The following is a 25,574-nucleotide window of genomic DNA, read 5'->3' on the forward strand; positions in this document are numbered from 1 at the left end:
CAAGGCCTTCCTTGCCGACTCCACAGAGGGGGAAAAAGCCAATCTCCAGGAATATCTGCCAGCCGCGTGCTGGGCGCTATTCCGAGTTCGGGCGAACCCGCCGCTTCGTCGAGCCCGACACTTAGCGATGCCGGTCAAATGCCTGCGCTAAATTCGGCGAGCTTGCCGAGCGCTGACCAGTCGAGATCTTCCCAACCGCGAGCGACAGCAGCTACCAGACGGTCACGAACGACGCTTGCAACTGGCATCGGCACTGAAAGCTGTTCCGCTTCCGCCAAAGCGAGACGCAGATCTTTGACCGCCAGCGGCAAAGTCATACCGGGCGGCGAATATCGTTGTTCGACGATCTTTCTTCCGTATGCCTTATGCACTTTTCCATCAAAGAGGGACTCCGTGAAGACGGAGAACGCGACCTTGGGGTCAACGCCTGCCTTATGCAGAAAGGCCAGCACTTCACCCATACTCTGCAACGTGGCCGCCGTCAGCGCATTGCCGGCGAGCTTGAACGTATTGGCTAACTCAGGGTTTTGCCCAACATTGAAAATGCGTTGACCTAGCCGATCAAGTAAAGGAAGCGATCGCTCCACATGCTCATCGGGGCCCGCAGCGAGAATGTACAGCTTCCGGGCGGCAGCGAGGTCTGGGTTCCCAAGGACGGGGGCTGCAACGTAGCCTTGCCCCAGACGGGAGTGCCGCTCCGACGCCCGGTGTGACGCGTCAGGGCTTATCGTGCTCATTGAAATGTGGATGGCATGCGTATCGAGCACATTGGCCAATGATATCGAGACCGAGTCGGTCGCTTCATCGTCAGGCACCATGCTAATGACGATTTCGCAGTGGGCGAGATCAATCCACTTCATTGCTGCCTTGGCCCCCGCTGCCTCTAGAGCGGCTACGTTTTTCCCACACTTGCTGAAGATGACCGTTTCATAGCCGTCGTCCAGCAGATTTCGGGCGAATGCAGATCCCATGCGCCCGAGACCTACGACGCCGACACGGGTTGGCTGTGGCGCTGTACCTGGCTGGCTGGTACTGCGGTCTAAAGCGCTTGCGTCTGAATTTCGTGTGGAGGTCGTCATCTTTTTCAATGAAGGTGTATCACCGGACACCGTTGCACGCGCGTAACTCGCCCGGTCTGTAAGCGCCTCGCGTCGGCCGTTCGTGATGTGTCGCGCGCATGTGGCACGCTATCGGTAACGCGTTGATCGATACCTCGCGGATACCGGCAGGAGACGTTGCGGCGATCAGGTTGTCGCTGACGGCGGAGTGGATTGCGTGGGCAACTTGCCGACCATGTTCCAGGGCAGCAGTTCGTCGATGCGACTGATTTTGTGGTCCGCGATGTGAGTCAGGATGTATTCCAGATATGCACGGGGGTTGATGTCATTCAGTTTGCACGAGCCGATCAGACCGTACATGGCAGCGGCCCGTTCGCCTCCACTGTCGGAGCCTGCAAACAGGAAGTTTTTCCTCCCCAGACTTACACAGCGCAGAGCGTTTTCGGCGAGAGCGTTGCTGATCTCAATACGACCGTCTTCGCAGTACAGAACGAGTGCGTTCCATTGATTGAGCGAGTAGCGTATCGCCTTGGCCAACTCGGATTTTGCCGACAGGGTCGCGATCTTGTCCGTCATCCACGCCTTGATGGTCGCGAGCACCGCGAGGCTTCTCTCCTGCCGTACGCGCAATCGTTCGGCGGCGGGCTCGCCCCGGATATCAGCCTCAATGTCGTAGAGTTCGCCGATCAGCTCGAGTACGTGCCTTGTCGACTCAGTCGGCGTGCGGACATGAACGTCGTATATGTACCGTCTCGCGTGATCCCAGCAAGCCGCCTCACGAATCTTGCCGCCTGCATACAGCTCGTCGAAACCACCGTAGGCGTCGGCCTGCAGGACGCCCTTGAATCCGGCCAGATGAGTCTGCGGATGTATCCCCTTTCGGTCGGGCGAGTAGGCAAACCAGACTGCGGCCGGGTCCGTCGAGCCCGAACGGCTGTCGTCGCGAACGTACACCCACAGGCGACCCGTGCGCGTCTTTTTGTTGCCCGGTGCAAGCACCGGGATCGGCGTGTCGTCCGCGTGCAGCTTGAACGTTGCCATCGTGTAGACGCGCAGCGCTTCGGTCAACGGCTCGCACAAAGCCTCGCACTGGCCGACCCAGCGCCCCATGCTGGCGGGGTCGAGCTTAACGCCGTCACGCGCGGCAATTGCCGACTGCCGGTACAGCGGTTGATGATCAGCGAACTTCGAAACGAGGATGTCAGCAAGCAGGCCCGGATGCGCGATGCTGCGCTCAATTGGCAAGCCCGGCATCGGCGGCTGCGAGATGTGATTGCAGCAGGTGCAGACCGCCTTGCGGCGGATCGTGCGAATCACCTTGAACATGGCGGCGACACGGGCAAGCTGCTCGGACACGTCCTCGCCGAGTGGCCGCATGGTGTTGCCGCAGTTCGGGCAGCTCGGATCGGGTTCGAGCACGCGCTCTTCACGCGGCAGATGGGGCGGCAACGCCTCCTTCGAGGCTGCTGCGCCGGCGGGCACACTTGTGCCCGATGTGCGGTCGCGGCGAACATCCGCGACACCGCGCCCACCGCTCAGCTCATCCAGTTCCGTTTCGAGCCGCTCGATCTGCCGGTCCAGCTGCTCGGACTTGCGGCCAAACTGCACCCGTTTGAGTTTGTCGATCTGGGCCTTGAGCTGTTCGATCTCGATATCGCGCTCGGCAAGCTGGGCACGAGCCTCCAGCAGCAAGGCCTTAAGCGCATCGACGTCATCCGGAAGACGGGCATCATCGGTCATGCGCCGGAGTTTACGCGTGCCCCGAAGCGTTTACAACACCGATAGCGCCGCGGTTCGACGCGGCTGCCGCCAGTCAATGCCCTCGAGTAGCATCGAGAGTTGTGCCTGTGTCAGATGGACCTTACCGCCGTCGGCCTGCGGCCAGACAAACCGCCCTCGCTCAAGCCGCTTCGCCAGGAGCCATAGCCCGTCCTCCGTGGCCCACAGGATTTTGATGAGGTCACCGCGCCTGCCCCGGAAGATGAAGACGTTCCCGTCGAACGGATTCTCCTCCAGTGCAGTTTGCACCTTCGCCGCCAGGCCCTGAAATCCGGAACGCATGTCGGTGACGCCAGCCGCAATCCAGATGCGGGTGCCCGCCGGCAGCCCGATCATCGGGACAGTTCTCGTACCAGTAACCGCAGCATATCAGGCGACACGTTGCCGCGGATGCGCAGGCGTGCACGGTCAAATTCGATCTCGCAGACGTTCTCCGACACAGCCTCGCGCATGGACATCGATGTCTCGGTTTCGGCGACAACGCTCACCGGAAGAAACGGTGCAACGTCAACCTCTGACTGCTGTTGCACATGCGCCGGATGTGGTGCTCCGAATACGCCTTGAAGATATTGGCGACGCCATCTGAACAGCAGGTTGGTGTTAATGTCGTTGCGACGCGCGACCAGCGATACGGAAGCTCCCGGTTCGAAGGTCTGTTCGACCAGCTGTCGCTTGAATTCGCGCGGAAAGTTCGGGCGCCTACCGGGCGCTTCGTTCTTGCCATCTACTATGTCGGCCACTTTGGTTCCCGCCAAAAAATTTGGTGGGAACCAAATTACCTCCATTTATGGCTGCTTAGAGAACGGCCGAGATGAGGCGCTTACCCCGGTCTCGGGGAGCGTGCGAAACAGCGGTGCTGCGTAGTCACGTGCAGAATAGCTGTCGCATGCATGGTGCGGAAGGACCTAATGGGGAACTCTGCTTTGCGCACAGGGGTATGCCGCAATGGCGTCTGCGCATCTGGCGATGCGTGCGCCGGGCATCGGGTGTCGCGTTTGTCCGGGCCCCAATGTGCTTGCAATGGATCGTTGGGGCGCCGCGGCGAAGAACTGCGCCCGTTTGCGGGGCAGTAACGGCTGTTTTGCCGGTGTTTTAGCGTTACCGTCCTTGCCATGGATGCCTCGCGCGCCGGTGCGACCCGCCGTGTCGGCATCTACAGCAGACGCGACTGTGACCGCTCGAAGTGGTCTGCACAGCGCGCCATTCGCTTTTGATGATAGGGCCGCCAGAATTCGCGGCGGTCATGCTGCTCGCGGAGATTGACCCGGGGCGGAGCCTGTCAACGCGCATGGGTCACGGCCGAGGCCGTTCAGCTTTCCCAGTAGCCTTCCTGACCGAATATCGCTGCGTAGAAGTCGAGAAACGCCCGTACCTTTGATGACACAGTCTTCTTGGGGGGATAGACGGCCCATACCGCAGGCCCCGCGCGCGTAGGCTGGGCTTCCCACTCAGGAAGGATCTGCACCAGCTTGCCTTTCCGGAAAGCGGGGCCGATGGCCCAGGTGGGTAGCAGGGCTATGCCGCGGCCGGCAATGGCGAGATCCAGTACCGCTTCGGTATCGTTGACACGCAAGCGGCTCTGGAGTCGCACAGATTCTTCTCGAGGGACCGTGCGATGCGTGCGGTTGACGAAAAACCATGTGTCGTCTGGCGCAAGCGGCATGCGTAGCGTCGTGTGGCTTGCAAGTTCCTCTGGAGACGCTGGGGTGCCGTGCTGTGCCAGATAGGCGGGGCTCGAACATACAATCCTTCGATGTACTGCCAGTTGCCGCGCCATCAATTGCGAATCCGGGAGAACACCAATTCTGATCGCGAGGTCGATGCCCGAATCAATGATGTTCAGGACGTCGTCGGTGACGACCGCATCGATATCGATTTTGGGGTAGCGATCCATGAAATCCGGCAGATGGCGTATCACATGTCTGCGCCCAAATGATGTCGGCATCGTAACGCGCAGGAGCCCGCGCGGGGACGTGTTGAGTGATGCTGTGATTTCGCGTGCTTCGTCCAGGCTCTTGATGACGATGAGCGCGTGTTCCCTGAAGACCCGTCCCCCTTCGGTGGTCACCAGGCCTCGCGTCGATCGATTGAAAAGCGCGATTCCCAGATCCCGTTCCAGTTCGTTGATATAGCGCGAAACGGTAGACGTCTTAATCCCAACTTTATCTGCCGCCTTGCTGAAACTTCCGAGCTCCGCCGCATGAAGAAAAGCGCGTATTGCAGAGAAGTAGTCCATGGTCCGCTTCCGGGATAGCTAGTCGAGGTTGTTGCCCAATACCTGCCGCACTCTCGAGTCACGCATGCAGCTCGGGCAATCGCCTGGGGGCTGAATATTCTACTGTACTGGGCGTGAGCTGATGGTACGAATGGCGACGCGCTCCGAACACATGGACGCGGGTTGCTGTTTTGGGCTCCACGCAAGGTTTGGTCGCGAGCTGCAATGGGAATGACAGGGCCTCGCACCCTTGTCGGCAAGGCAACCGAAGGGCTGGTGTATCCGCTAGGTTACCGGCTCGCCTTCGCGCTCTTTCACGACGATGGTGCGCCGCAGCGTCCACAGTTCCATTAACTGGCGCAGCAATTCATACTCGATGGGACGCAGCCGAATGTCACGTGGAATACTTGGTGGCGCGTCGGTGCTCGTGTGTGCCTGTGCGTGGATCTTGTCGATAGCGGTGCAGAGAAAATCACGGAACGGCGCACTTCCTCCCGCCGGAATTGGCGAGTCCCGGACAACGGCTGCCGTTCCCAGAATCCGCCGCAGCAGCGAGAGCGTCGCAACGGTCTTGCGTCGCTGAGGCGTGCGGCTTGGCCAACTGCGTCGATAAATCTCCTCGGCGTGTGTGCTTGCGAGGCCCGCGGCGCGCCGCAGTGCCTCGATCTCACCGTCGCATCGATGCGAAATTCCTGCCGCAGCGGCCAGATACGCGAGGTTGGTTTCGACCGCGCGCTCAACGGCGTCGCCGAGACTTTCGCCGCCTTTCGCTGACCAGACGATCCAGGTAGCGAGCACTGCGGCCAGACAGCCGAGCAGGTTGTTTCCGAGTCGGTCGAGTGCGTACATGAACTCGTTCGCCGGCTTGGCGAAATCGGCGACCAGCACGAACGATGGGGTAAGGAACACGACATACAAGCTATAGCTGACGCGCCGTAGTCCCATCGTAAGGCACACCAGCGGGAAGACGACCAACGAGATCGCAAGCGGGCTGTGGATAATAAGCCCGATCACCGCGGCGAGCGCGGCGCCAGCCGCACTTCCGGCCGCGCGTTCCAGGCTTCTGGACAGTGTCGTGCCGCTAGCGGGTTGCAGCACGAACAGTGTCGCCATGGTTGCCCAATAACCAAACGGAATGTGAAAGCTTCGCACGACGACGAACGCGGACGTCGTCGCCAGGCAAAGCCGCGCTGCGTGGCGCAGGCCGGGGGAACCAGGCCGCAGGTTCGCCCGCAGCGTTTTGAGCGCGTTGCGCGTGGTGCCGAGCGTGGCGCGCCACCAGTCCTGTTCCGTTGCTGCGGGCGGATAGCGCTGCGCGTTGACTGACAAAAGGCGGATGGAGAGCGAATGATCCATGGCCTGTTCGAGTCGCCGGGCGATTGTCGGCAGGCGCGCCCGCAGTTGATACGGGAACGGCGAAAGCGGCTTTTCAAGGACCAACGCGATGCGGGCAAGCACTTCTGCGAGCAGGCCGAGGCAGCGTGCGAGCCGTACTGCGCGGTCTTGCCCAGGCCGGCACGGAGCGTTTCCGGGAATCAACGCATTGTCGGCCGCCGTTGAGACGACGATCAGGCTGACTAGGATCTGGTCGGCGTCGTCGAGGGCGAGTTGCAGATCGCCGAACAACTGGCGTCCTTCTACGCGCGACTGGGGCAAACTGATCAGCGCTTTGCGTGCGGCTTCCAGCGACTGCCGGACCATTGCGCGAAATTCGGTCGCGTGCCGCGTCCAATCGGCGCGTGTGGCGGCGGGATCAGTGGCCAGCGAGGCAATATCGCGTGCCGAATCGGACAGATGCTGATACACGAGCCGGACGGCATAACGGCTTGGTCCGAACGGGTGAATGCGCCAGATGCTAAAGCTGAGGACGGTCGCCACGAGGCAACCGCTCAGGTAGATACCGAGTAGCGGGGCACCGCCGCTGATGCTGTGCATCGGACTATCCACCATGACGATGCAGGTGGTCGCCGTCACGAGCGCGAGCTGATAGGCGGCGGGCGACCAGATGGAGGCAAGCCCGGCGCAGAACGAGACGGCTAGCACCGCGGCGCAGGCCGCGAATGCGCCCGCGCCTGAGGCAAGCGCTGTCAGGCCGCCACACACGGTGGAGAGCACGGCGAATCCCATCATCGACGCGAAACGGCGGCGCGACGAACCAGCCGCATCGGCGAGGCACGTCCAGAACGCGCCGATCGCGGCCCAGGAGAAAAGAGGGTTATGCAAAATCTGTCCGACGAGCAGCATCGCGGTCGACGCGCTAGCTGCCCGGAGGCCCTCGGACAGGCTTGCTTCCTCGATGGCGAAAGAAACCATCCACGCGGGGCGCTGACGCGCGAGATTGCGAAAGAAGGCCTGGTTTCGATGCGGCAGGCGACGAAAGATAGAAAGGATCACGCGACGCTCCTCTTCACTGATGGCGACGCACACACGTCATGGCTAAGACCAGGCGAGCGTACCAGATGCCGCGGGTGTCAGGCCTAACGGAACGACAACGGCTACGTGTTCTCGGCCAACTGATGAGCGTTTATCGCGAGGTTTCAATTTTGCGGGAAGAACAGGGCCGAAGTTATCCCTTCTTTGCAAAGGTGATTTTTGGTGCGCGCGATTCTAGCCACGAGAATTTGCTCCTATAGTGACATCAACCTTTTGCGCAACGCCCTATCTCACGCGCATAAGTGTGCTGTTCTTCACTAGTCCACTTTCTGGAGGTGTTCCATGCTGGACAAAACCCTCGCTTCAACGCTTGAGCTCGATGATGAAGTGACTCAAGGCGCTCAATACTTCGAATACACTTCGTCGGCCAATCCGATCGGCGCGAAGCTGATTTCGCGAGTTCCGTATCGTTCTTTCCTGACCTCGCTTTACGACAGCGGTCCGACGCGTGTAGTGCCGCTTGACCTGTCTGCTGAACTGCGTTGCGAGGGCCCCGCTACCGGTCCTGGGCTGATCGCCAACTTCGTGCGTATTCTCGCAGGCGAGAAGGTTTCATTGAACCCGAACGCGACTTCGCAGGTTTTTTACGTTCTGGAAGGCTCGGGCGCCGTAGTACAGCCAAAGACTTCATTCCAGTTCGCCAAGGGGGATTTTTTTGCGCTTCCCGGTGGCGCAGAAGCAGTGCTGACGGCTGACTCGACCGCGCGGCTCTACTACGTCAACGATGCGCCGTTGCTCGCCTATCTGGGTGCGGACGTCGGGCAAGCGCGCTTTTCGCCGACGCTTTACCCCGCAGTCCGCGCCGAACAGGAACTACTGAAGGTCGCTGGAGCACCGGGCGCCGGTCAGCGCAGTCGCGTCAGCATTCTGCTTGGCAACGCGAAATTTCCGCAGACTCGCACGGTGACCCACACCATGTGGGCAATGTTTGGCGTTATTGCGCCGAACACGGTGCAAAAGCCACACCGCCACCAGTCGATCGCGCTCGACTTCATTTCGGAGTGCAAGCCCGGTTGCTATACGCTTGTCGGAACGGAACTGGATGAGCAGGGCAACATCGTCAACCCGGAGCGCGTCGACTGGGAACCAGGTATGGCTTTCGTCACGCCGCCGGGCTACTGGCACTCACACTTCAATGAGTCCGGGGAAAACGGCTACGTGATCCCAATCCAGGACGCGGGTCTTCAGACGTATCTGCGTTCGCTGGATATCCAGTTCGCACATTGAGTGGGCACCGGGTGCCTTGCTCCGGGTTGCGTGTGCGCGTCTTGACGGAACAAGGCGGTCAGCGTTTCATCGCAACAGACGCAGCGCACGCGGTCTCTGGATTCGAGGTGTCGCGGCACGCGATGTGCCGTTGGCAGAACTTGCTCACCGCAAAGCATCCGGAACAACCGACGACACGAGGGGGCTAACCAGCCCAAAGTCTGGCGGAGACCAAAAGTCTCCGCCTTTTTGCTGCCCCCGGGTTTCGTCGAGTAATCGCAAGGGCGTCCTTATGCCGTGAAGCCGGCCCCTCGTAATTCAAGATTCCACGGGTGAACTGGTCCATATCGTATGACCGTGGGATCCTCCGGCAACCGGCAGCTAAGCACCATCGTCGTACGCGAGCTTTTTCTCACGCCACGCTAGTTCAACAACGGCTCTGGATGGGCCGCTTCGGTCACGGGCTCGTCCGGCTGGACGTTGAGCACGCGCATCGCTGCCTGCGCAATCTCGGCGAATACAGGTCCTGAAACGTCACCGCCATAGTGCTTCGCGCCTTTGGGCTTGTCGATCGAAACAGCAATCACGAGCTTCGGGTTTCTGATCGGAATAACCCCCACGAACGATGCGCGGTAGGCGTTCCTCTCATATCCGTGGCGGGTGGCGGTATAGGCCGTTCCTGTCTTTCCCCCGACGCTGTATCCAGGGACTTCGGCCTGAAGAGCAGTACCGCCTTTCGCCACCACACTCTCCAGCATTACCCTGACTTCATCCGTTGTGTGCTCTGTGAAAATCTGCGTACCTTTGATGGACGCTTCGTCCGTCTTGTACAGCGAAAGCGGCACGAGCCTGCCGTTGTTCGCGAAGACCGTGTAGGCGTGCGCGAGCTGGATTAGCGATACGGACACGCCGTATCCGTAGGACATCGTCGCCTGCTCGATGCGATGCCACTTTCGCCACGGGCTCACGATGCCGACACCAGCGCCGGGGAAACCGAGGTCTGGAGCGTGCCCGAATCCGAGGGCAGTGTACATCTTCCACATTTCCTCGGGCTTCATCGTTAGGGCTATTTTCGTTGCGCCGATATTGCTTGACTTCTGGATCACCCCAGCAACAGTCAAAGTGCCGAAATTTGCGTCGTCCGTGATGGTGGCTCCGTCCAAGGAGAACGTTCGGTTCGTCTCCACGAGCGAATCAGGCGAAACCCGGCGCAGGTCGAGAGCTAGTGAGACCGTAAACGGTTTCAATATCGAACCCGGTTCGAATACGTCCGTCACCACACGGTTACGCAACGCAGGCCCTTGTAGCAAGGAACGATCGTTCGGGTCGTAGCTCGGATAATTTGCGAGAGCCAGAATCTCGCCGGTATGGCCATCGACGACAACTGCGGAGCCGGCCTGCGCGTTGCTACTGATGACGGCTGAGCGCAGCGCGTTGAAGGCGCTGTACTGGATACTGCCGTTGAGGGCAAGCTGGACGTCGACGCCAGGACGTGCAGCATTCACGTTCCCCAGATCTTCGACGACGCGTCCCACTCTATCGCGAATGACCAACTTGGTGCCGTCCACGGCTCCAAGCTTCGCGTCTTGGGCAAGCTCTACGCCGTCTTCGCCCTCACCCGTGATGCGGGTAAAGCCGACCAGTTGTGCGGTAACTTCCTCTTCAGGGTATAGACGCTTGTACTCCGTAGTCTGGTAGATTCCCGGGATGCCCAGAGACTTGATTTTGTCAGCCTCGCCAAGGGGTACCTGATGCTTCAGGTAGACGAATGTTTTGTCCCTGTCGAATTGTGCGGTGATCTGCTGCGCAGGCATGTCGAGTAGCCGCGACAGCATCGCAAGTTTGCCGGGTTCAAGGTCTTCGGGAATTTCCTTAGGATCGACCCAGATGGACTTCACGAGAACATTTGTAGCCAGCACCATCCCGTTCCTGTCTATTATCTTTCCGCGTTCAGCGCCAACGTCGATGATGTTTTCAACTCGCGAGGCGCCTTCCTTTTCATAGAACTTGCGATCGATAACCTGAATCCAGAAGGCACGGGCCGCGCAGGACCCAAACGCGATCGACATGAAAATCATCACTAGCGTCGACCGTCCGCGGGAAACGTTTGCCTTCACGAGTGGCGTTTGATTGAAAGTGACGTTTCGCGGCATCTAATAGCTAGTGAGTGTGATTTCCGAAGCGATCGACGATCCGCCGACACACCGGGAATTTCTTTGCTTGTGCTGTCGAAAGACGGGTTCGGCAAAGAAGGGAGCGGGTGTGCGGAGTCAGAAGAATAGAAAGTCCGGAACCTACGGGGTTGGACGCGACAATACGTTGCTCGAATTGGGCATGTGGTTGACGCTGCCACAGGCATTGCAAAACTACGCTGATACCTGCGGGCTGCGCGAAACGACGAGCGGCGGGATCGAGAGAAAAACGATCCCGAGCGCGGATATAAGTAGGTTCATTTTTCCGGCCACGCTATAGGAGATCACACCTGCGATGCCACCCACGCAAAATGCTGCCATCGTCAGCGCTTTGGCTTTCAGTTCGTGGAAGTGCTCAACCCGATCAGGCAGCTTATTCCTCTGAAGTGCATGAGCGAAGATAAGACCGAGTTTCACTCCGATATCGGTCGATGTGCCCGAAAAATGAGTAGTGCGCACCCGGAAATTGGAAACGACGGCGGCGGTTGCGTTCTGGCAACCCATGAGAAAACTCAGTCCGAAAACGAGCACCAGGCCGCTTGCAGTGTGAACCTTCACGTCTATAACTGCGAGAACCACAAGCGACACGGCTTCCGCCATGAAGATGATCGCGCACGCGTGCGCCCGGTTACCTGCACCGCGAAACTCGAGAAGAAGCGCAGAAAGCATCGCTCCCACAATGAAGAGCACGATGATCACGAGGAGTGAGAGCCCCGAACGCGGGTCGCCTGTGGCGATCCTGTCTGCCAATGACGTCACATTGCCAGTCATGTTGCCCGAGAAAATACCCGCGACACAAAAGCCCGTCGCATTGAGAAAGCCGGCGACTGCCGCGAGCGACCAGGCCAAACGCAGTTCGTGACGTGACGACAGGACGGTCTGGTCTAGAGGCATTTGCTGGAGATCCCTATTTCTGGCGTGGTGACGCATCGATCCGCGATGCTCGAAAGAGACCAGGTGTTTTCCGCCTTGGCTTGTGTTGATGTGCGTCAAGCATGACAGCGGACACGCAAAGGATACCGATGTGACTCACGTCACAAGAAGCTCTCTGCCGGGAAATCAGATTTGCGGGAAAGGGCTTACCTCGACGGCCCGCCTGTAGAAGTGCATGCAGGTCATTAGGCCATCAAACATGGCGGCGTGGGTTTTGTGACATGGCGCTTGGGGAGGCAGAACACGTTGCCGCTTCCATGCCCGTCGCCAGCGTCGTATGTGATAGGCGAGTTGCTGCAGTCGCATGTGGTTGGGAGGATCTCGACTGAACAGCGTTGGTACACTCGCCGAATTTGGCGCAGGTACTTAAGCTTTAGCATCCTTGCGAATTCTTCAGCGGATGCTTTTCGGCGGTCCTCGGGCCAGTGAGTCGGAAGACGCTCTTCCTAGCGGGAAGCGTTTTCCCGGATAAAGCCAAGATGGGTGACTAGCGCGTTGCGTGCGGCAATTGGGTCGTGACGCTCAATAGCATCGTAGATATGCCGATGCTGTTCCATCAGATGCGACAAGTCTGCGTCTCTTTTCTCGAATGTTGAGTAGGTTTCTTCAATCGATTTCTGTACGAGGTTGTACAGACCATGCATCACATGAACGAGGACGATGTTGTGAGTAGCCTCGGCAATTCGCAAATGGAAAGCGGCATCAAGCAGCGGCAGCGATGTTTGCCCAGCGTGCACGGCGTATGGGTTCTGCCTGGTAAACGCCGATTCGAGGGCGTTCAAGGCATCTTTGACCTGCCGGATATCGGATTTCGTCGCGCGTGTGGCTGCCAACTCGACTGTCACGGCTTCCAGTCCTTCACGCATTTCCAGAATATCTCCCGCCGCCTTGCGGTGGCGCGCTATCAAGTGCGCCAACGGGTCCGCGATGAGGGGCGAACTGGAGTTTGCGACGACATATCCGCCTCCCGTCCTGGATTGAATCAGTTTGCTACCTTCCAGTCGGAGCAATGCTTCTCGTAACGACGGGCGAGATACGTTCAAACGTTGCGCCAGGTCGCGCTCCGATGGTAGCGATTCTCCCGCTCGCAGTGTCCCGTCAACAATCAGTTGTTCGAGTTGATCGCAGACGGCGTCGGACAGGCGGAATCGGGGTGGTGGGGTGATTGGGGAAAAAGACATCTACGCCGGCTCCTTCGCGTCTCTAGATTTTTTGGTTCAACTTCCCGCCTGATTCATGCGGGAAGTTCTGGTCGTGAATGCGATCAACGCTTCAACTTTCGCCTGGTTTCATCGGATAACTGAACGTTGCTCTCGCTGCTACAAACGCCGACTCCCGGGCCGCAATCCAGCGACAAACCGGAACGATTTCACCGAGCAAATCGCGGCCGAGCTTGGTTGCTTCATATTCGACGCGTGGAGGAATCTGCGCGAATACAGTGCGCGTGACCAGTCCTTCCCTCTCTAACGTTCGTAAGGTTTGGGACAACATCTTTTGGCTTATACCGTCGACCTGCTCGAGAACCCTCGAGAATCGTAGTGGTTGGTCTGTTTCGGCGACTACCTGAAGTACTTTCAGTGGCCACTTCGAGGTAACGCGTTCAAGGACATCGCGCGCAAACGTGTCCCGCTCTGAAGTGGTCCCGGTATACGAGGTCTTCGGATGACGGTTCGGTTCAGTAACCATAAGGGTAGTATGGTCCAGTAAGGAGGTTTGATCACTCCGGGAACTGTAAAGGCAGTGTGGTCGTTCGTCAATGCTCCGGGTGCCGGACCAATCGATCCGTCGGGGGCCGCTACGGGCGATCGACGGGCGGGGGGACTTGGTTGGGGCGGTAAGGAAATCAAGCATTAGGTCCTAACGTCGGCCTCCGAGTCATCTCGAATTTTGATGGTCAAGTTCCTGGTTGTTTCCACGTAGTCATCCGTTGTGGCGGGCACCTGACTCGCAATTCGCCGTCTAGGGCGCTGGTTTCATTTCTGGCGCGACGTGCCGTTTTTAGGGTTTCCACGCGTTTCCACGGTCGGTGCACGCGACTACGATTCGTCTGGTCGGGTGGTCGACCAGTCGGCCAACAGACCAAAACAGAACCATAGGGTCGGAGCTCTGCGTGCGCTATGCGAGGGCTGCGATGTGAAGGAGACGAAATGTCACAGAAATTCCATCATCCGCTCGTCAGGCCGATTGAGCCTCCCGTCCACGCGCCGAGTACTTGCGCCACCTGTTGTCAAGCAATGACGGCGGGGTATGGGCAATGAGCTACCTCTACGACGAAGTGATCGACGGTGTTCTTCCGTCGCACGACAGGGACACGCTCGTAAGGGAGATCCGGACCCTGCTGCCGGACATGGAATTGCTGGACTCCAAAGAAAGCATGCGGCCCTTTGAATGCGACGGGCTTTCAGCGTATCGATGCGCGCCAATGCTTGTTGCTCTGCCCGACAAGATTGAGCAGGTCGAGCAATTGTTGAAGTACGCTGCCCGGCGCCGGATACCGATAGTTGCCCGGGGAGCAGGCACGGGACTTTCGGGAGGTGCGATGCCTCTTGAGAAAGGGATATTGCTCGTGATGGCCCGCTTCAACAAGATCATCGAATTCGACGTAGATGCTTGTACGGCGCGGGTGCAGCCGGGCGTCCGCAATCTCGCAATTTCACAAGCAGCGGCGCCGTACGGCCTTTACTATGCCCCTGACCCGTCGTCCCAGATCGCATGTTCGATTGGCGGCAATGTGGCCGAGAACTGAAGTTGACCCGCGAAAACGGACACCTATGCTTTTGATCAGGAGGTGTCGAAATGGGCAGGCATCGTACCCCATACCCTGTGGAATTCCGGGCTCACATGGTCGAGCTGGTTAAGGCCGGAAGAACGCCTGAGGATCTGGCGCGCGAGTTCGAGCCGACCGAACAGACGATCAACAACTGGGTCGCGCAGGCCGATCGCGATGCGGGTGTGCGTCACGACGGGCTGACCACGGCCGAGCGGCAGGAACTCACACGGTTGCGTCGCGAGAACCGGCAACTGAAGATGGAAAGGGACATTCTCTCGCAGGCCGCGGCCTGGTTCGCGAGGGAGACGGGAGCCGTTCCGCCGAAGGGCGGTACGGATTCATGAGAGCGAACCGGGCCAGGTGGCCCATTGCCACGATGGCACGGCTGCTCAGGGTCTCCGCGAGCGGCTACTACGCATGGCTGGTGCGTGAGCCATCGAAACGCTCGTGTAGCGATGCGCAACTGCTCGAGCGCATCCGCACGCTGCATGCGAATTCACGCGGCACATATGGGGCGCCACGTATCCATGCGCAGCTCGCGTGGGAAGGCGTGCATGTGGGATGCAAGCGGGTCGCACGTCTGATGCACCTGGCCGGCCTGCATGGTGCGAGCCGGCGGCGCTGGCCACACACCACGCGGCAACGCGCGGGGGCTCGGCGCGCTCCGGATCTGGTGCGTCGGCACTTCTGCGCGGAGGCGACAAACATGCTGTGGGTGGCGGACGCCACCTACATCCCGACTGGCGAGGGGTTTCTGTATCTGGCCGTAGTCCTCGACGTGTTCAGTCGCCGAATTGTAGGCTGGGCGATGTCAAGCCATCTGTACACCGAACTGATGCTGCGCGCACTCGATATGGCGTTGCTGCAGCGACGCCACGAGGGCGTAATTCTACATTCGGACCAGGGATGCCAATACACCTCTATTGCATTCGGACGGCGCTGCCGCGAAGCCGGTGTGCAACCGTCGATGGGGACGGCCGGCGACGCGTACGACAACGCGATGTGCGAATCGTTCTTCGGCACGCTTGAAGCGGAGCTACTCTCGCGAGAACTCTTTGCGACTCGTGAACAGGCCCGGCAACGCATCTTCTGGTTCCTGGAGGGCTGGTACAACGTACGCCGCTTACACAGCGGCATTGGCTATCGTTCGCCGCTTGAATTCGAAAACCTCAACGTTAAAAGGCAAACCGTATCGCCTTGCGGGTTGTCCACCGGCGGGCAGCGTCATGGTCGTGAGAGGCGACCCGCCGCCCGCCCGTGGACAACCCGCGACTCAACACTCAACGGAGGTTAGATCGCATCAAATCGCAGGCTGCAAATCCGTCCGTCGAACCGGGTCAACCTCAAACGCTGGCGGCGTGCACTGTCTCAAATACGGTCTGACCGTTCACAACATCCTGAAAGTTGAGATTTTGACTATTGAGGGTGAGCGTCTGACGTTGGGTTCCGCGGCCCTGGATAGCGCTGGATTTGATCTGTTGGCGCTCTTTACTGGCTCGGAAGGGATGCTCGGAATCGTGACCGAAGTTACGGTCAAGCTGCTTCCGAAGCCGCAAAGCGCGAAGGTGTTGCTCGCCAGTTTTGACGATGTCGAACGCGCCGGTGCCGCAGTGGCAAAGATTATCGGCGATGGAATTATTCCCGGGGGTCTTGAAATGATGGACAACCTCGCCATCCGGGCTGCCGAGGACTTTATCCGTGCTGGTTACCCGGTCGAGGCTGAAGCAGTCCTTCTATGCGAACTCGACGGATCTGAGTCGGACGTCGAGGAGGACGTGGAGCGCGTCGATGCGATCTTGCGTATGGCGGGCGCAACCGATGTGCGTCACGCGAAGGACGAAGCCGAGCGTCAGAAATTCTGGGCAGGACGAAAGAATGCGTTTCCCGCTGTCGGTCGAATCTCTTCAGATTATTACTGTATGGATGGCACGATTCCACGCCGGCAGTTGCCTCACGTTCTAAAAGGAATTGCTGACTTGTCCATCGAATATGGATTGCGCGTTGCGAACGTATTTCACGCGGGCGACGGCAATATGCATCCGCTCATTCTTTTTGACGCAAACGTCCCGGGCGAGATGGATAGAGCGGAAGCGATCGGTGCACGAATCCTTGAACTGTGCGTGAAAGTGGGCGGCAGCATTACGGGTGAGCACGGCGTAGGTCGCGAGAAGATCAATCAGATGTGCGCGCAATTCAACAGCGACGAATTGCTCGTATTCCACGCGGTGAAGGCGGCGTTTGACCCGAACGGCTTGCTGAACCCTGGCAAAAACATACCCACGCTGCACCGTTGTGCCGAGTTTGGATCAATGCACGTGCATCACGGACAACTTCCTTTCCCTGAACTGGAGCGCTTCTGATGCGCCGCGATATGAACCCCGACAACAGCGCGCAACTCATTGAGCAAGTGATGCAGGCCATCAGCACGCGGACACCACTTCGAATCCGCGGCGGTGACAGCAAATTGGCGTTGGGACGTGTAGTCGATGCAGAACCTCTCGATACACGCAAGCACAGAGACATCATCAGCTACGATCCGACCGAACTGGTGGTTACCGCTCGGGCTGGCACTCCTGTCGCTGAACTAAATGCCGTGCTGGATGCTGCCGGTCAAATGCTTCCATGCGAGCCGCCAGCGTTCGGGGGAGCTGCGACGGTTGGTGGGATGGTGGCGAGTGGTTTGTCTGGCCCGCGCCGTCCGTGGGCCGGGTCGGTGCGCGATTTCGTCTTGGGCTGTCGCGCGATCACTGGCAACGGCAAGCACCTGCGTTTTGGTGGCGAAGTGATGAAGAACGTCGCGGGCTATGACGTTTCACGTTTGCTCACGGGAAGCTACGGCTGCCTCGGGTTGATCACGGAAGTTTCGCTGAAAGTCCTGCCGAAGCCGCGCGCGACAGTTCATCTGGAACTTGAGACCGACGTCGCGAATGCACTGTCCAGGCTTGCCGAGTGGCGACGTTCGGGGCTGCCCATCGCCGGCGCGTGCTACACGTCGAACATGCTTCACCTTCGTATCGAAGGGGGCAATGGCTCCGTTCGTGCGGCACGCGAGCTCATTGGCGGTGAGGAGGCTGACGACACCTTCTGGACAGCGTTGCGCGAATTTCGTCTTCCATTCTTTGACGGGCGGGATCCGTTGTGGAGAATCTCGCTGCCTCCGACCGCTCCCGTTATCGATTTGCCGGGCGATACCTTACTGGATTGGGGGGGCGCTCAACGCTGGCTTACCACTTCAGCGCCAGCAGATGAACTGCGTCAGATCGCCCAAAGCCATGGTGGACATGCGACTGCCTTCCGTTCGCATGAGACAAATGAGCCGTTTCACCCGCTACCTGCGCCCCTGCTGCGGTACCACCGTCAGTTGAAGCAACGGCTGGATCCCCACGGGATCTTTAATCCGGGCCGCATCTACGCGGAAATCTGAGCGACTGCCAGCGAGTAATCCGATGCAAACGAATTTCAGCGAAGAAGCAAAGAAGCTCGAGCGCGCAGATGAAGCGGCGAGCATTCTCCGTTCTTGCGTACATTGCGGGTTCTGCAACGCAACCTGCCCGACCTATCAGTTGCTTGGTAACGAACTCGACGGTCCGCGCGGGCGCATATATTTGATCAAACAGGTACTCGAGGGGGAGCCTGTCACTGCACAAACGCAGCTTCATCTCGACCGATGCCTCAGTTGCCGAAACTGCGAAACCACGTGTCCGTCGGGAGTGCAGTACCACAAGCTTCTTGATATCGGCCGTGCGGAGGTCGAGCGTCGCGTTGCGCGGCCGACAACCGAAAGGTTGCTTCGCGCTGCTTTGCGCCATGTAGTACCTCGCGCAAGAGTGTTTGCTACTGCGCTCAAGGCGGGGCGGGCAATGCATCCGCTGTTGCCAGCTTCAGTGAAGCAGAAAATTCCGCCTCGCCATGTCGCAGCGAAACTTCGGCCACCAACTCAGCATCAGCGTCGTATGTTGATGCTCGAAGGCTGCGTTCAACCCTCGCTGTCGCCGAACACGAACGCAGCGGCTGCACGTGTGCTGGACAGACTTGGTATTAGCGTTTCCCCTGCTAAGGACGCTGGTTGCTGCGGCGCAACCGATTATCACCTCGGGGCTCACGCAGCTGGGCTTGAGCGTGCAAAACGGAATATCGATGCGTGGTGGCCCGCAATCGAAGCGGGCGCCGAAGCAATTGTAATATCGGCGAGTGGATGCGGTGCCTTCGTCAAAGAGTACGGTGAATTGCTGCAGCGCGATCCAGCGTACGCTCACAAGGCGGAGCGCGTCAGCGCGCTTGCCCGTGATCTTGCTCAAATTCTTGCGGCAGAGCCGTTGAACAAGTTAAGAGGTGGGGCAACCCAGCGCGTCGCGTTTCACTGCCCGTGTACCTTGCAGCACGCGCAGAAGCTGGGGGGGGCCGTTGAACATATTCTTCAGCAACTGGGCTTCGATCTCACAGCAGTCCCAGACGCTCACCTGTGCTGCGGCTCGGCCGGTACATATTCGATTACTCAGCCCGTATTGGCAGCCAAGCTTCGCGAGAACAAGCTCAACGCACTCGAGAGTGGTAAGCCGGATACGATCGTCACCGCCAACATCGGTTGCCAGACGCATCTGAGCGGTGCAAGCCGGACTCCAGTTCGCCACTGGATCGAACTCGTTGAGGAGTCGCTCCCGGAACGCGCGGGAGGGCGCATCGGACACGGAGTTTGAGCCGAAATTGCAATTGGCGTCGCAGTGTCAAAGGCGGGCGCCAACGCTCTTCAAGACTGCTCCACGCGCACACGGGCGAACCTCTGCGCCAGTATTCCGCTTGACATGTCCTCCGGATCTGAATTCAGACGGGGGAAGATACGCGATGCACGGCCTGAAAGAAGGTGTCGTTACCCATGCGATCGAGGTGGCTTCGTGTGTCGCGTCCACGTACTCCATGCGACGGCACTTTTCCGCCGTCGAACTGGTTCGCAAATGAATAGTTGTCCGAAAATGATCGGGAACAGGAGACAGAATGAATCCGGCCATTCCGTTGTCAGCAGGTGCGATTTATACGCAGCCGCTTACCCCCGTGAGCAACTCACTGCTTCTTTCGTTCGTGGTAGCTGCAATACCGATTGTCGTTGCACTTGTAATGCTTGGCATTCTGCGTCGCCCTGCGTGGCAGGCTTCCCTCGCGGGCCTGATCACTGGACTAGTTATCGCCGTAGCAATTTGGGGCATGCCTGCCGGTCTTGCTTTCAACTCGGTTGCTGCCGGCATGGCTCTCGCGCTGCTCCCGGTTATGTGGATCGTGTTCACCGCTCTACTGCTTTACAACATTGCGGTTAAGTCCGGGCGTTTTGACCAGTTTCGTCAGTGGATGCTAGATCACTTACCTGACGACAGACGCCTTGTCCTGCTTGTAGTCGCATTTTCATTCGGCTGTTTGCTTGAGGGTATTTCAGGATTCGGTACTCCGGTCGCGATTACCAGCGCGCTGCTCGTCGGACTCGGCTTTCCAACGCTTGAGGCTCTTACTTTCGCCCTGATATTCAATACGGCTCCGGTGGCATTTGGTGCGCTTGGGGTACCGATCACGGTGCTCGGCGCGGTGACATCGCTTCCCTCGGACACGCTTGCTGCCATGGTCGGTCGACAACTGCCGTTCTTCGCATTCCTCCTGCCGTTCTATGTCGTTGCAATGTATGGTGGAATCCGTTCAATCGGAAAGTTGTGGCCAGCCCTTGTCGTATCGGGTGGAAGTTTTGCTTTCACGCAATTCATAACCTCGAATTATTTGGGCTATCAACTCACCGACGTGCTCGCCTCGCTAACCTCGTTAATCGTGACGATCGCGTTTCTCAAGGTTTGGAAGCCAGAGCCGGACCCCGCGTTTGCAGTGATCCGGTCTGGGGAAATCGCGACCGGCAGCAAGCGAATCGGCTACGGTGGCTGGATGCCTTGGATCGTCGTCTCTGTAGTGGTCATCGTCTGGGTTCATGCGCAGATCGCTACAATCGGCGACCTCAAAGTTCAGTGGCCGGGCTTGCACAACGCCGTCTTTGTCACGCTTTATAACAAGCCTTACGCGGCGGTCTGGGATTTCCAGCCGATGGGTACCGGGACAGCCATTCTTCTGGCGGCAATCATCACTACCCTTTGGACTCGAACTGGTGTGGGTGACTTTTTCGGTTGCGTAGTCAAAACGTGGCGACAGACGCGGATTGCCATAGCAACCGTAATGATGATTGTAGGGCTGGCGTATCTGCTTAACTATTCGGGGATGAGCTACACGTTAGGCTTGGGCGTGGCGTCAACGGGGACATTTTTTCCCTTGGTATCAGCATCGCTCGGCTGGATAGCGGTGTTTCTCTCCGGAAGCGATACGTCGGGCAACGCGCTGTTTGGCAACTTGCAGGTCGTGGCAGCCCGACAATTGGGGCTTGATCCAGTCTTGATGGCGGCAACCAATTCGTCCGGCGGGGTGATGGGGAAGATGATTTCTCCGCAAAACATCGCGACTGGCGTTTCAACGACGGAATTGAAAGGGAAGGAAGGCATCGTTTTCGCACGGACCTTCTGGCATAGCGTATTTCTGACGTTCCTTCTTGGACTGCTCGTGATTCTGCAACAGCATGTGCTGTCGTGGATGATCCCGACTTTGCATCATTAACCTGATACCGCCCCGCCAGACGGCTTTCCGCCCGCCGCAGGAGTGGCTCGTTTGCGATGCGGCTGACCTGCGATGGGTACCGAACGGCATTGCCATACTTCGGGTATGCCGTTCTCTTCCTTTGCATCCGCTATCAAGCCAAAGGTTGGCGATTGTCAGGCCGGACGTCCGACTCTCGTAGCCACTGAGTCGTGAGCAATCGTAGACAGCCACTCCGAAACGTTTAAGCGCCATCGTCCGCTGAGGCGGCGTCTTCCTTGAATGCGCCACTAATCGTCGATCTATTCAATACATTTGATATCGACTTAGGTGATTCTTTCTGGTCTTATGCAAACTAAAACGCAGTAATAAAGTATCGATGAAGTGTAGTTCGTCCACGAAATAACTGAAGGATACGATCATGGCAAGGATGAGAGCCGTCGACGCCGCCGTTCTGGTGCTCGAAAAAGAAGGCATCGATACCGCGTTCGGCGTGCCGGGCGCCGCGATCAACCCGTTCTACTCGGCGATGCGCAAAGCCGGCGGCATCAGCCACGTGCTCGCGCGCCATGTGGAGGGCGCATCGCACATGGCCGAGGGCTACACGCGTGCGCAGCCGGGCAACATCGGCGTGTGCATCGGCACCTCGGGCCCCGCGGGCACCGACATGATCACCGGTTTGTACTCCGCGCAGGCCGACTCGATTCCTATTCTGGCTATCACAGGCCAGGCGCCGCGCGCGCGTCTGTACAAGGAAGACTTCCAGGCCGTCGATATCGAATCGATCGCCAAGCCCGTCACCAAGTGGGCCGTGACCGTGCGCGAGCCGGCGCTGGTGCCGCGCGTGTTCCAGCAGGCGTTCCATCTGATGCGCTCGGGCCGCCCGGGCCCGGTGCTGGTCGATCTGCCGATCGACGTGCAGCTCGCCGAAATCGAATTCGACATCGACACGTACGAGCCGCTGCCGGTCTACAAGCCGAAGGCGACCCGCAAGCAGATCGAAGCCGCGCTCACGCTGCTCAACGATGCGGACAAGCCGCTGATCGTGTCGGGCGGCGGCGTGCTGAACGCCGTGGCCGAAGACCTGCTCGTGAAGTTCGCCGAAACGCTCGGCGTGCCGGTGATCCCGACGCTGATGTCGTGGGGCGCGATTCCCGACGACCATCCGCTGATGGCCGGCATGGTCGGTCTGCAAACCTCGCACCGCTACGGCAACGCGACGATGCTCGCGTCCGACTTCGTGCTCGGCATCGGCAACCGCTGGGCCAACCGTCACACCGGCAGCGTCGATGTCTATACGAAGGGCCGCAAGTTCGTGCACGTCGATATCGAACCGACGCAGATCGGCCGCGTGTTCGGCCCGGATCTCGGCATCGTGTCGGACGCGAAGGCCGCGCTCGAACTGTTCGTCGAAGTCGCCAGCGAATGGAAGGCCGCGGGCAAGCTGAAGGATCGCGCCGCGTGGGTTGCCGATTGCCAGCAACGCAAGCGCACGATGCTGCGCAAGACGCACTTCGACAACGTGCCGATGAAGCCTCAGCGCGTCTACGAAGAGATGAACCAGGTGTTCGGCCGCGACACGTGCTACGTGAGCACGATCGGCCTGTCGCAGATCGCAGCCGCGCAATTCCTCCACGTGTACAAGGCGCGCAACTGGATCAACTGCGGTCAGGCCGGCCCGCTCGGCTGGACGATTCCGGCGGCGCTCGGCGTGCGCGCGGCCGACCCGCAACGGCCGATCGTCGCGCTGTCGGGCGACTACGACTTCCAGTTCATGATCGAGGAGCTCGCGGCCGGCGCGCAATTCAAGCTGCCGTACGTGCATGTCGTCGTGAACAACTCGTACCTCGGGCTGATTCGCCAGGCGCAGCGCGCGTTCGAGATGGACTACTGCGTGCAGCTCGGCTTCGAGAACATCAACTCGCCGGAGACGAACGGCTATGGCGTCGATCACGTCGCCGTCGCCGAAGGTCTCGGCTGCAAGGCGCTTCGCGTGTTCAAGCCCGAAGAGCTGAAGCCGGCGCTGCAAAAAGCGCAGTCGATGCTCGCCGAGTTCAACGTGCCGGTGATCGTCGAAGTGATTCTCGAGCGTGTGACCAATATCTCGATGGGCACCGAAATCGACGCGATCAACGAGTTTGAAGAGCTCGCCGTGACACGTGCCGATGCGCCGAGCGCCGTCAGCCTGTTGGATTGAGTTCGACGGGGCATCAGCCGGGCGAACCTTCCGTTCGCCCGGGATCCGCTATACAACTGACCGACCAGAGAGAAAGGGACCATGCCGAAATTTGCAGCCAACCTGACCATGCTGTTCAACGAAGTCCCGTTCCTCGAGCGCTTCGCCGCGGCGGCAAATGTGGGCTTCAATGCGGTGGAGTTTCTCTTTCCGTACCCGTACAAGATTGCCGAACTGAGCGACCGTTTGCAGCAGAACCGCCTCAAGCTTGTGCTGCATAACCTGCCCGCCGGCGACTGGGATGCCGGAGAACGCGGCATCGCGTCACTGCCGGATCGCGTGAGCGAGTTCCAGGATGGCGTCGGCCGCGCGATCGAATACGCGAAAGCGCTGAAGGTGCCGCAACTGAACTGTCTGGTCGGCATTCGGAAGGGCGTGGATGCGGACAAGGCGCGTTCGACGATTGTTGACAACCTGCGCTTCGCCGCCACGGCGCTGAAACGGGAGGGCATCAAGCTGCTCGTCGAGCCGTGCAACTCGTATGACATTCCAGGCTTCGCGTTGAACCGTTCGTCGGAAGCGTTGGACGTCATCCGCGCCACCGGCTCGGACAATCTGTTCCTGCAGTACGACATCTATCACATGCAGAGGACGGAAGGCGAGCTAGCGGCGACCATCAGGAAGAACCTGCCGTTGATCGCGCATATCCAACTCGCCGACAACCCGGGCCGCAACGAGCCCGGCACCGGCGAAATCAACTACCCGTTCCTGTTCGAATTCCTCGATTCGCTTGGCTATGGCGGCTACATTGGCTGCGAATACAAGCCGCACACGACGACTGCAGAAGGCCTGGGCTGGCTGAAAAGCATCGACCGATCGTCCTATGCCAAATGAGCCTCATACTGCAATGAAAAACGAGCCACGCGAGTTGCTTAACAAAATGTTTTCGGCTGCTGTGGAAGCTGCTCAGCCGTCGCGATGCATAGCGCCGTTTCTGCCACCGCCACCAATCGGCAGGACGATTGTGATTGGCGCGGGAAAGGCATCAGCTTCGATGGCCAGTGCGCTCGAGAAGATTTGGCCTGGTGAACTGACGGGCATGGTGGTAACGCGATATGGGTACGCGGTCCAATGCGGCCGGATCGAGATAGTCGAAGCAGCGCATCCAGTTCCCGATATTAACGGCTTGCGCGGAACCCGGACCATCCTCGACCTGGTAAGCGGCCTGACCGAAGACGATCTCGTAATTTGCCTTATGTCTGGAGGCGCGTCATCGCTGCTGTCTTTGCCGCTTGATCCATTAACCTTGGAAGAAAAAAAGGATATCAACCGTGCGTTGCTTAATTCGGGCGCAGCGATTAGCGAAATCAACTGCGTTCGTCGCCACCTCTCGTCTGTAAAGGGAGGGCGTCTTGCTGCCGCATGTCATCCGGCGCAACTATTGACGCTGTTGATCTCGGATGTGCCCGGTGACTCGCCGGTCGATATTGGATCCGGCCCAACTGTTGCTGACCCATCGACCTGCGCGGACGCGTTGAGCATTATCCGACGCTACGGCATTGCGATGCCACTGGCCGCCATGCAAATCCTGGAGAGCGGGGCGGGAGAATCGATAAAGCCGGGTAACCCCTCTTTGACGAGTTCTGCTTATCAGATAATCACCGCCCCACAGATTGCGCTTGAGGCTGCGGCGGAAGTTGCGAAGGCTGAAGGGATTCCTTGCTACATATTGAGCGACCGGATAGAAGGTGAGGCACGAGATGTCGGGAAGGTCATCGCGGGAATTGCTCTCCAGGTCGCCCGACGTAATCAGCCCTTTAAGGCGCCATGTATTTTGCTCTCCGGCGGCGAGACCACTGTGTCGGTGAAGGGCGACGGGCGTGGTGGACGAAATGTCGAATTCCTCTTGTCGCTTGCCATTGCCCTGGAAGGGGAAGATGGGGTGCATGCAATCGCCTGTGATACCGACGGTGTTGACGGTCGGGACGAGATAGCAGGGGCCTTTATCTCACCCAATACGTTAGACCGTGCCTGGAAGAGTGGGATGAACCCACAGGCGAGTCTTGATAACAACGACGGCCACACCTTTTTCGGAGGGCTTGGGGATTCGGTCATTTGTGGGCCGACGCTGACGAATGTGAATGACTTTCGCGCTGTTCTAGTACTTCCGAAAAGCGCTGACCATCAGCAGGAGAATTGA

At 59.1% G+C, this 25,574-nt stretch carries 17 protein-coding genes and 3 pseudogenes; 10 read left to right on the top strand and 10 right to left on the bottom strand.

Annotated features, from left to right (window positions below):
• Positions 1 to 134: 134 nt before the first annotated feature.
• The 6 genes from OKW28_RS25895 to OKW28_RS25920 all read right to left on the bottom strand — a co-directional run bounded on the left by OKW28_RS25895 (position 135) and on the right by OKW28_RS25920 (position 7,296).
• Positions 135 to 1,079, bottom strand: coding sequence for an NAD(P)-dependent oxidoreductase (locus tag OKW28_RS25895; RefSeq protein WP_429454458.1), 945 nt, complete (start codon positions 1,077 to 1,079; stop codon positions 135 to 137).
• A 165-nt stretch (positions 1,080 to 1,244) separates the two neighbouring features.
• Positions 1,245 to 2,798, bottom strand: a complete 1,554-nt coding sequence (gene tnpC / locus OKW28_RS25900; protein ID WP_429444456.1) for an IS66 family transposase — start codon at positions 2,796 to 2,798, stop codon at positions 1,245 to 1,247.
• A gap of 30 nt (positions 2,799 to 2,828) precedes the next feature.
• Positions 2,829 to 3,173 carry an IS66 family insertion sequence element accessory protein TnpB gene (tnpB, locus tag OKW28_RS25905; RefSeq protein WP_429444458.1) on the bottom strand — a complete coding sequence of 115 codons (345 nt, stop codon included), beginning with the start codon at positions 3,171 to 3,173 and terminating at the stop codon, positions 2,829 to 2,831.
• Positions 3,170 to 3,577: an IS66-like element accessory protein TnpA gene (gene tnpA / locus OKW28_RS25910; protein ID WP_429444462.1), complete on the bottom strand. Its 408-nt coding sequence runs from the start codon at positions 3,575 to 3,577 to the stop codon at positions 3,170 to 3,172. The genes tnpB and tnpA overlap by 4 nt, the downstream gene beginning before the upstream one ends.
• Positions 3,578 to 4,146: 569 nt before the next feature.
• Positions 4,147 to 5,073, bottom strand: a complete 927-nt coding sequence (locus tag OKW28_RS25915) for a LysR substrate-binding domain-containing protein (RefSeq protein WP_429449997.1) — start codon at positions 5,071 to 5,073, stop codon at positions 4,147 to 4,149.
• A gap of 264 nt (positions 5,074 to 5,337) precedes the next feature.
• On the bottom strand, positions 5,338 to 7,296 hold the full coding sequence (locus OKW28_RS25920; protein ID WP_429449999.1) for an FUSC family protein: 1,959 nt from the start codon (positions 7,294 to 7,296) through the stop codon (positions 5,338 to 5,340).
• Between the two features lie 471 nt (positions 7,297 to 7,767).
• Here OKW28_RS25920 and OKW28_RS25925 point away from each other — a divergent pair, with 471 nt between their 5' ends.
• Positions 7,768 to 8,712 (top strand): cupin, encoded by a 945-nt coding sequence (locus tag OKW28_RS25925; RefSeq protein WP_429450001.1) that lies wholly within the window; start codon positions 7,768 to 7,770, stop codon positions 8,710 to 8,712.
• 401 nt (positions 8,713 to 9,113) lie between these two features.
• Here the strand turns inward: OKW28_RS25925 and OKW28_RS25930 are convergent, their stop codons facing one another.
• From OKW28_RS25930 to OKW28_RS25945, 4 genes are all read right to left on the bottom strand, one after another.
• The gene (locus OKW28_RS25930) at positions 9,114 to 10,760 is read right to left on the bottom strand and encodes a peptidoglycan D,D-transpeptidase FtsI family protein (RefSeq protein ID WP_429450005.1); all 1,647 of its coding nucleotides are present in this window, start codon (positions 10,758 to 10,760) and stop codon (positions 9,114 to 9,116) included.
• 297 nt (positions 10,761 to 11,057) lie between these two features.
• Complete coding sequence (locus tag OKW28_RS25935) at positions 11,058 to 11,777, bottom strand: YoaK family protein (protein ID WP_429450007.1); 720 nt, start codon at positions 11,775 to 11,777, stop codon at positions 11,058 to 11,060.
• Between the two features lie 485 nt (positions 11,778 to 12,262).
• A complete protein-coding gene (locus OKW28_RS25940; RefSeq protein ID WP_429450009.1) occupies positions 12,263 to 12,997 on the bottom strand; it encodes a FadR/GntR family transcriptional regulator in 735 nt (244 codons plus the stop codon).
• Positions 12,998 to 13,088: 91 nt separating this feature from the next.
• The gene (locus OKW28_RS25945) at positions 13,089 to 13,667 is read right to left on the bottom strand and encodes a winged helix-turn-helix transcriptional regulator (RefSeq protein WP_429450011.1); all 579 of its coding nucleotides are present in this window, start codon (positions 13,665 to 13,667) and stop codon (positions 13,089 to 13,091) included.
• A 403-nt stretch (positions 13,668 to 14,070) separates the two neighbouring features.
• Here OKW28_RS25945 and OKW28_RS25950 point away from each other — a divergent pair.
• From OKW28_RS25950 to OKW28_RS25990, 9 genes and pseudogenes are all read left to right on the top strand, one after another.
• Positions 14,071 to 14,559 (top strand): annotated as a pseudogene (locus OKW28_RS25950) (FAD-binding protein); the annotation flags it as partial.
• Between the two features lie 53 nt (positions 14,560 to 14,612).
• A pseudogene (locus OKW28_RS25955) lies at positions 14,613 to 15,751 on the top strand (IS3 family transposase); the annotation flags it as partial.
• A gap of 181 nt (positions 15,752 to 15,932) precedes the next feature.
• Positions 15,933 to 16,946 (top strand): annotated as a pseudogene (locus OKW28_RS25960) (FAD-linked oxidase C-terminal domain-containing protein); the annotation flags it as partial.
• Positions 16,946 to 18,010 carry a glycolate oxidase subunit GlcE gene (gene glcE, locus OKW28_RS25965; RefSeq protein WP_429450013.1) on the top strand — a complete coding sequence of 355 codons (1,065 nt, stop codon included), beginning with the start codon at positions 16,946 to 16,948 and terminating at the stop codon, positions 18,008 to 18,010. The pseudogene OKW28_RS25960 and the gene glcE, both read left to right, overlap by 1 nt.
• 22 nt (positions 18,011 to 18,032) lie before the next feature.
• The gene (gene glcF / locus OKW28_RS25970) at positions 18,033 to 19,283 is read left to right on the top strand and encodes a glycolate oxidase subunit GlcF (RefSeq protein WP_429450014.1); all 1,251 of its coding nucleotides are present in this window, start codon (positions 18,033 to 18,035) and stop codon (positions 19,281 to 19,283) included.
• Positions 19,284 to 19,578: 295 nt separating this feature from the next.
• Complete coding sequence (locus tag OKW28_RS25975) at positions 19,579 to 21,219, top strand: L-lactate permease (protein ID WP_429450015.1); 1,641 nt, start codon at positions 19,579 to 19,581, stop codon at positions 21,217 to 21,219.
• Between the two features lie 400 nt (positions 21,220 to 21,619).
• Positions 21,620 to 23,395 carry a glyoxylate carboligase gene (gene gcl / locus OKW28_RS25980; RefSeq protein WP_429450016.1) on the top strand — a complete coding sequence of 592 codons (1,776 nt, stop codon included), beginning with the start codon at positions 21,620 to 21,622 and terminating at the stop codon, positions 23,393 to 23,395.
• 81 nt (positions 23,396 to 23,476) lie between these two features.
• Positions 23,477 to 24,268, top strand: coding sequence for a hydroxypyruvate isomerase (hyi, locus tag OKW28_RS25985; protein WP_429450017.1), 792 nt, complete (start codon positions 23,477 to 23,479; stop codon positions 24,266 to 24,268).
• A 13-nt stretch (positions 24,269 to 24,281) separates the two neighbouring features.
• Positions 24,282 to 25,574 (top strand): glycerate kinase type-2 family protein, encoded by a 1,293-nt coding sequence (locus tag OKW28_RS25990; protein WP_429450018.1) that lies wholly within the window; start codon positions 24,282 to 24,284, stop codon positions 25,572 to 25,574.

The sequence above is a fragment of the Paraburkholderia sp. 40 genome (assembly GCF_050434105.1).
Lineage (GTDB): Bacteria > Pseudomonadota > Gammaproteobacteria > Burkholderiales > Burkholderiaceae > Paraburkholderia > Paraburkholderia tuberum.

Bases quoted from the DNA above. Each gene is read 5' to 3' on its own strand.
- OKW28_RS25895 (WP_429454458.1), bottom strand. From the start codon at position 1,079: ATGACGACCTCCACACGAAATTCAGACGCAAGCGCTTTAGACCGCAGT.
- tnpC (WP_429444456.1), bottom strand. From the start codon at position 2,798: ATGACCGATGATGCCCGTCTTCCGGATGACGTCGATGCGCTTAAGGCC.
- tnpB (WP_429444458.1), bottom strand. From the start codon at position 3,173: ATGATCGGGCTGCCGGCGGGCACCCGCATCTGGATTGCGGCTGGCGTC.
- OKW28_RS25915 (WP_429449997.1), bottom strand. From the start codon at position 5,073: ATGGACTACTTCTCTGCAATACGCGCTTTTCTTCATGCGGCGGAGCTC.
- OKW28_RS25920 (WP_429449999.1), bottom strand. From the start codon at position 7,296: ATGCTGCTCGTCGGACAGATTTTGCATAACCCTCTTTTCTCCTGGGCC.
- OKW28_RS25925 (WP_429450001.1), top strand. From the start codon at position 7,768: ATGCTGGACAAAACCCTCGCTTCAACGCTTGAGCTCGATGATGAAGTG.
- OKW28_RS25930 (WP_429450005.1), bottom strand. From the start codon at position 10,760: ATGTCGATCGCGTTTGGGTCCTGCGCGGCCCGTGCCTTCTGGATTCAG.
- OKW28_RS25935 (WP_429450007.1), bottom strand. From the start codon at position 11,777: ATGCCTCTAGACCAGACCGTCCTGTCGTCACGTCACGAACTGCGTTTG.
- OKW28_RS25940 (WP_429450009.1), bottom strand. From the start codon at position 12,997: ATGTCTTTTTCCCCAATCACCCCACCACCCCGATTCCGCCTGTCCGAC.
- OKW28_RS25945 (WP_429450011.1), bottom strand. From the start codon at position 13,667: ATGCTTGATTTCCTTACCGCCCCAACCAAGTCCCCCCGCCCGTCGATC.
- glcE (WP_429450013.1), top strand. From the start codon at position 16,946: ATGCGCCGCGATATGAACCCCGACAACAGCGCGCAACTCATTGAGCAA.
- glcF (WP_429450014.1), top strand. From the start codon at position 18,033: ATGCAAACGAATTTCAGCGAAGAAGCAAAGAAGCTCGAGCGCGCAGAT.
- OKW28_RS25975 (WP_429450015.1), top strand. From the start codon at position 19,579: ATGAATCCGGCCATTCCGTTGTCAGCAGGTGCGATTTATACGCAGCCG.
- gcl (WP_429450016.1), top strand. From the start codon at position 21,620: ATGGCAAGGATGAGAGCCGTCGACGCCGCCGTTCTGGTGCTCGAAAAA.
- hyi (WP_429450017.1), top strand. From the start codon at position 23,477: ATGCCGAAATTTGCAGCCAACCTGACCATGCTGTTCAACGAAGTCCCG.
- OKW28_RS25990 (WP_429450018.1), top strand. From the start codon at position 24,282: ATGAAAAACGAGCCACGCGAGTTGCTTAACAAAATGTTTTCGGCTGCT.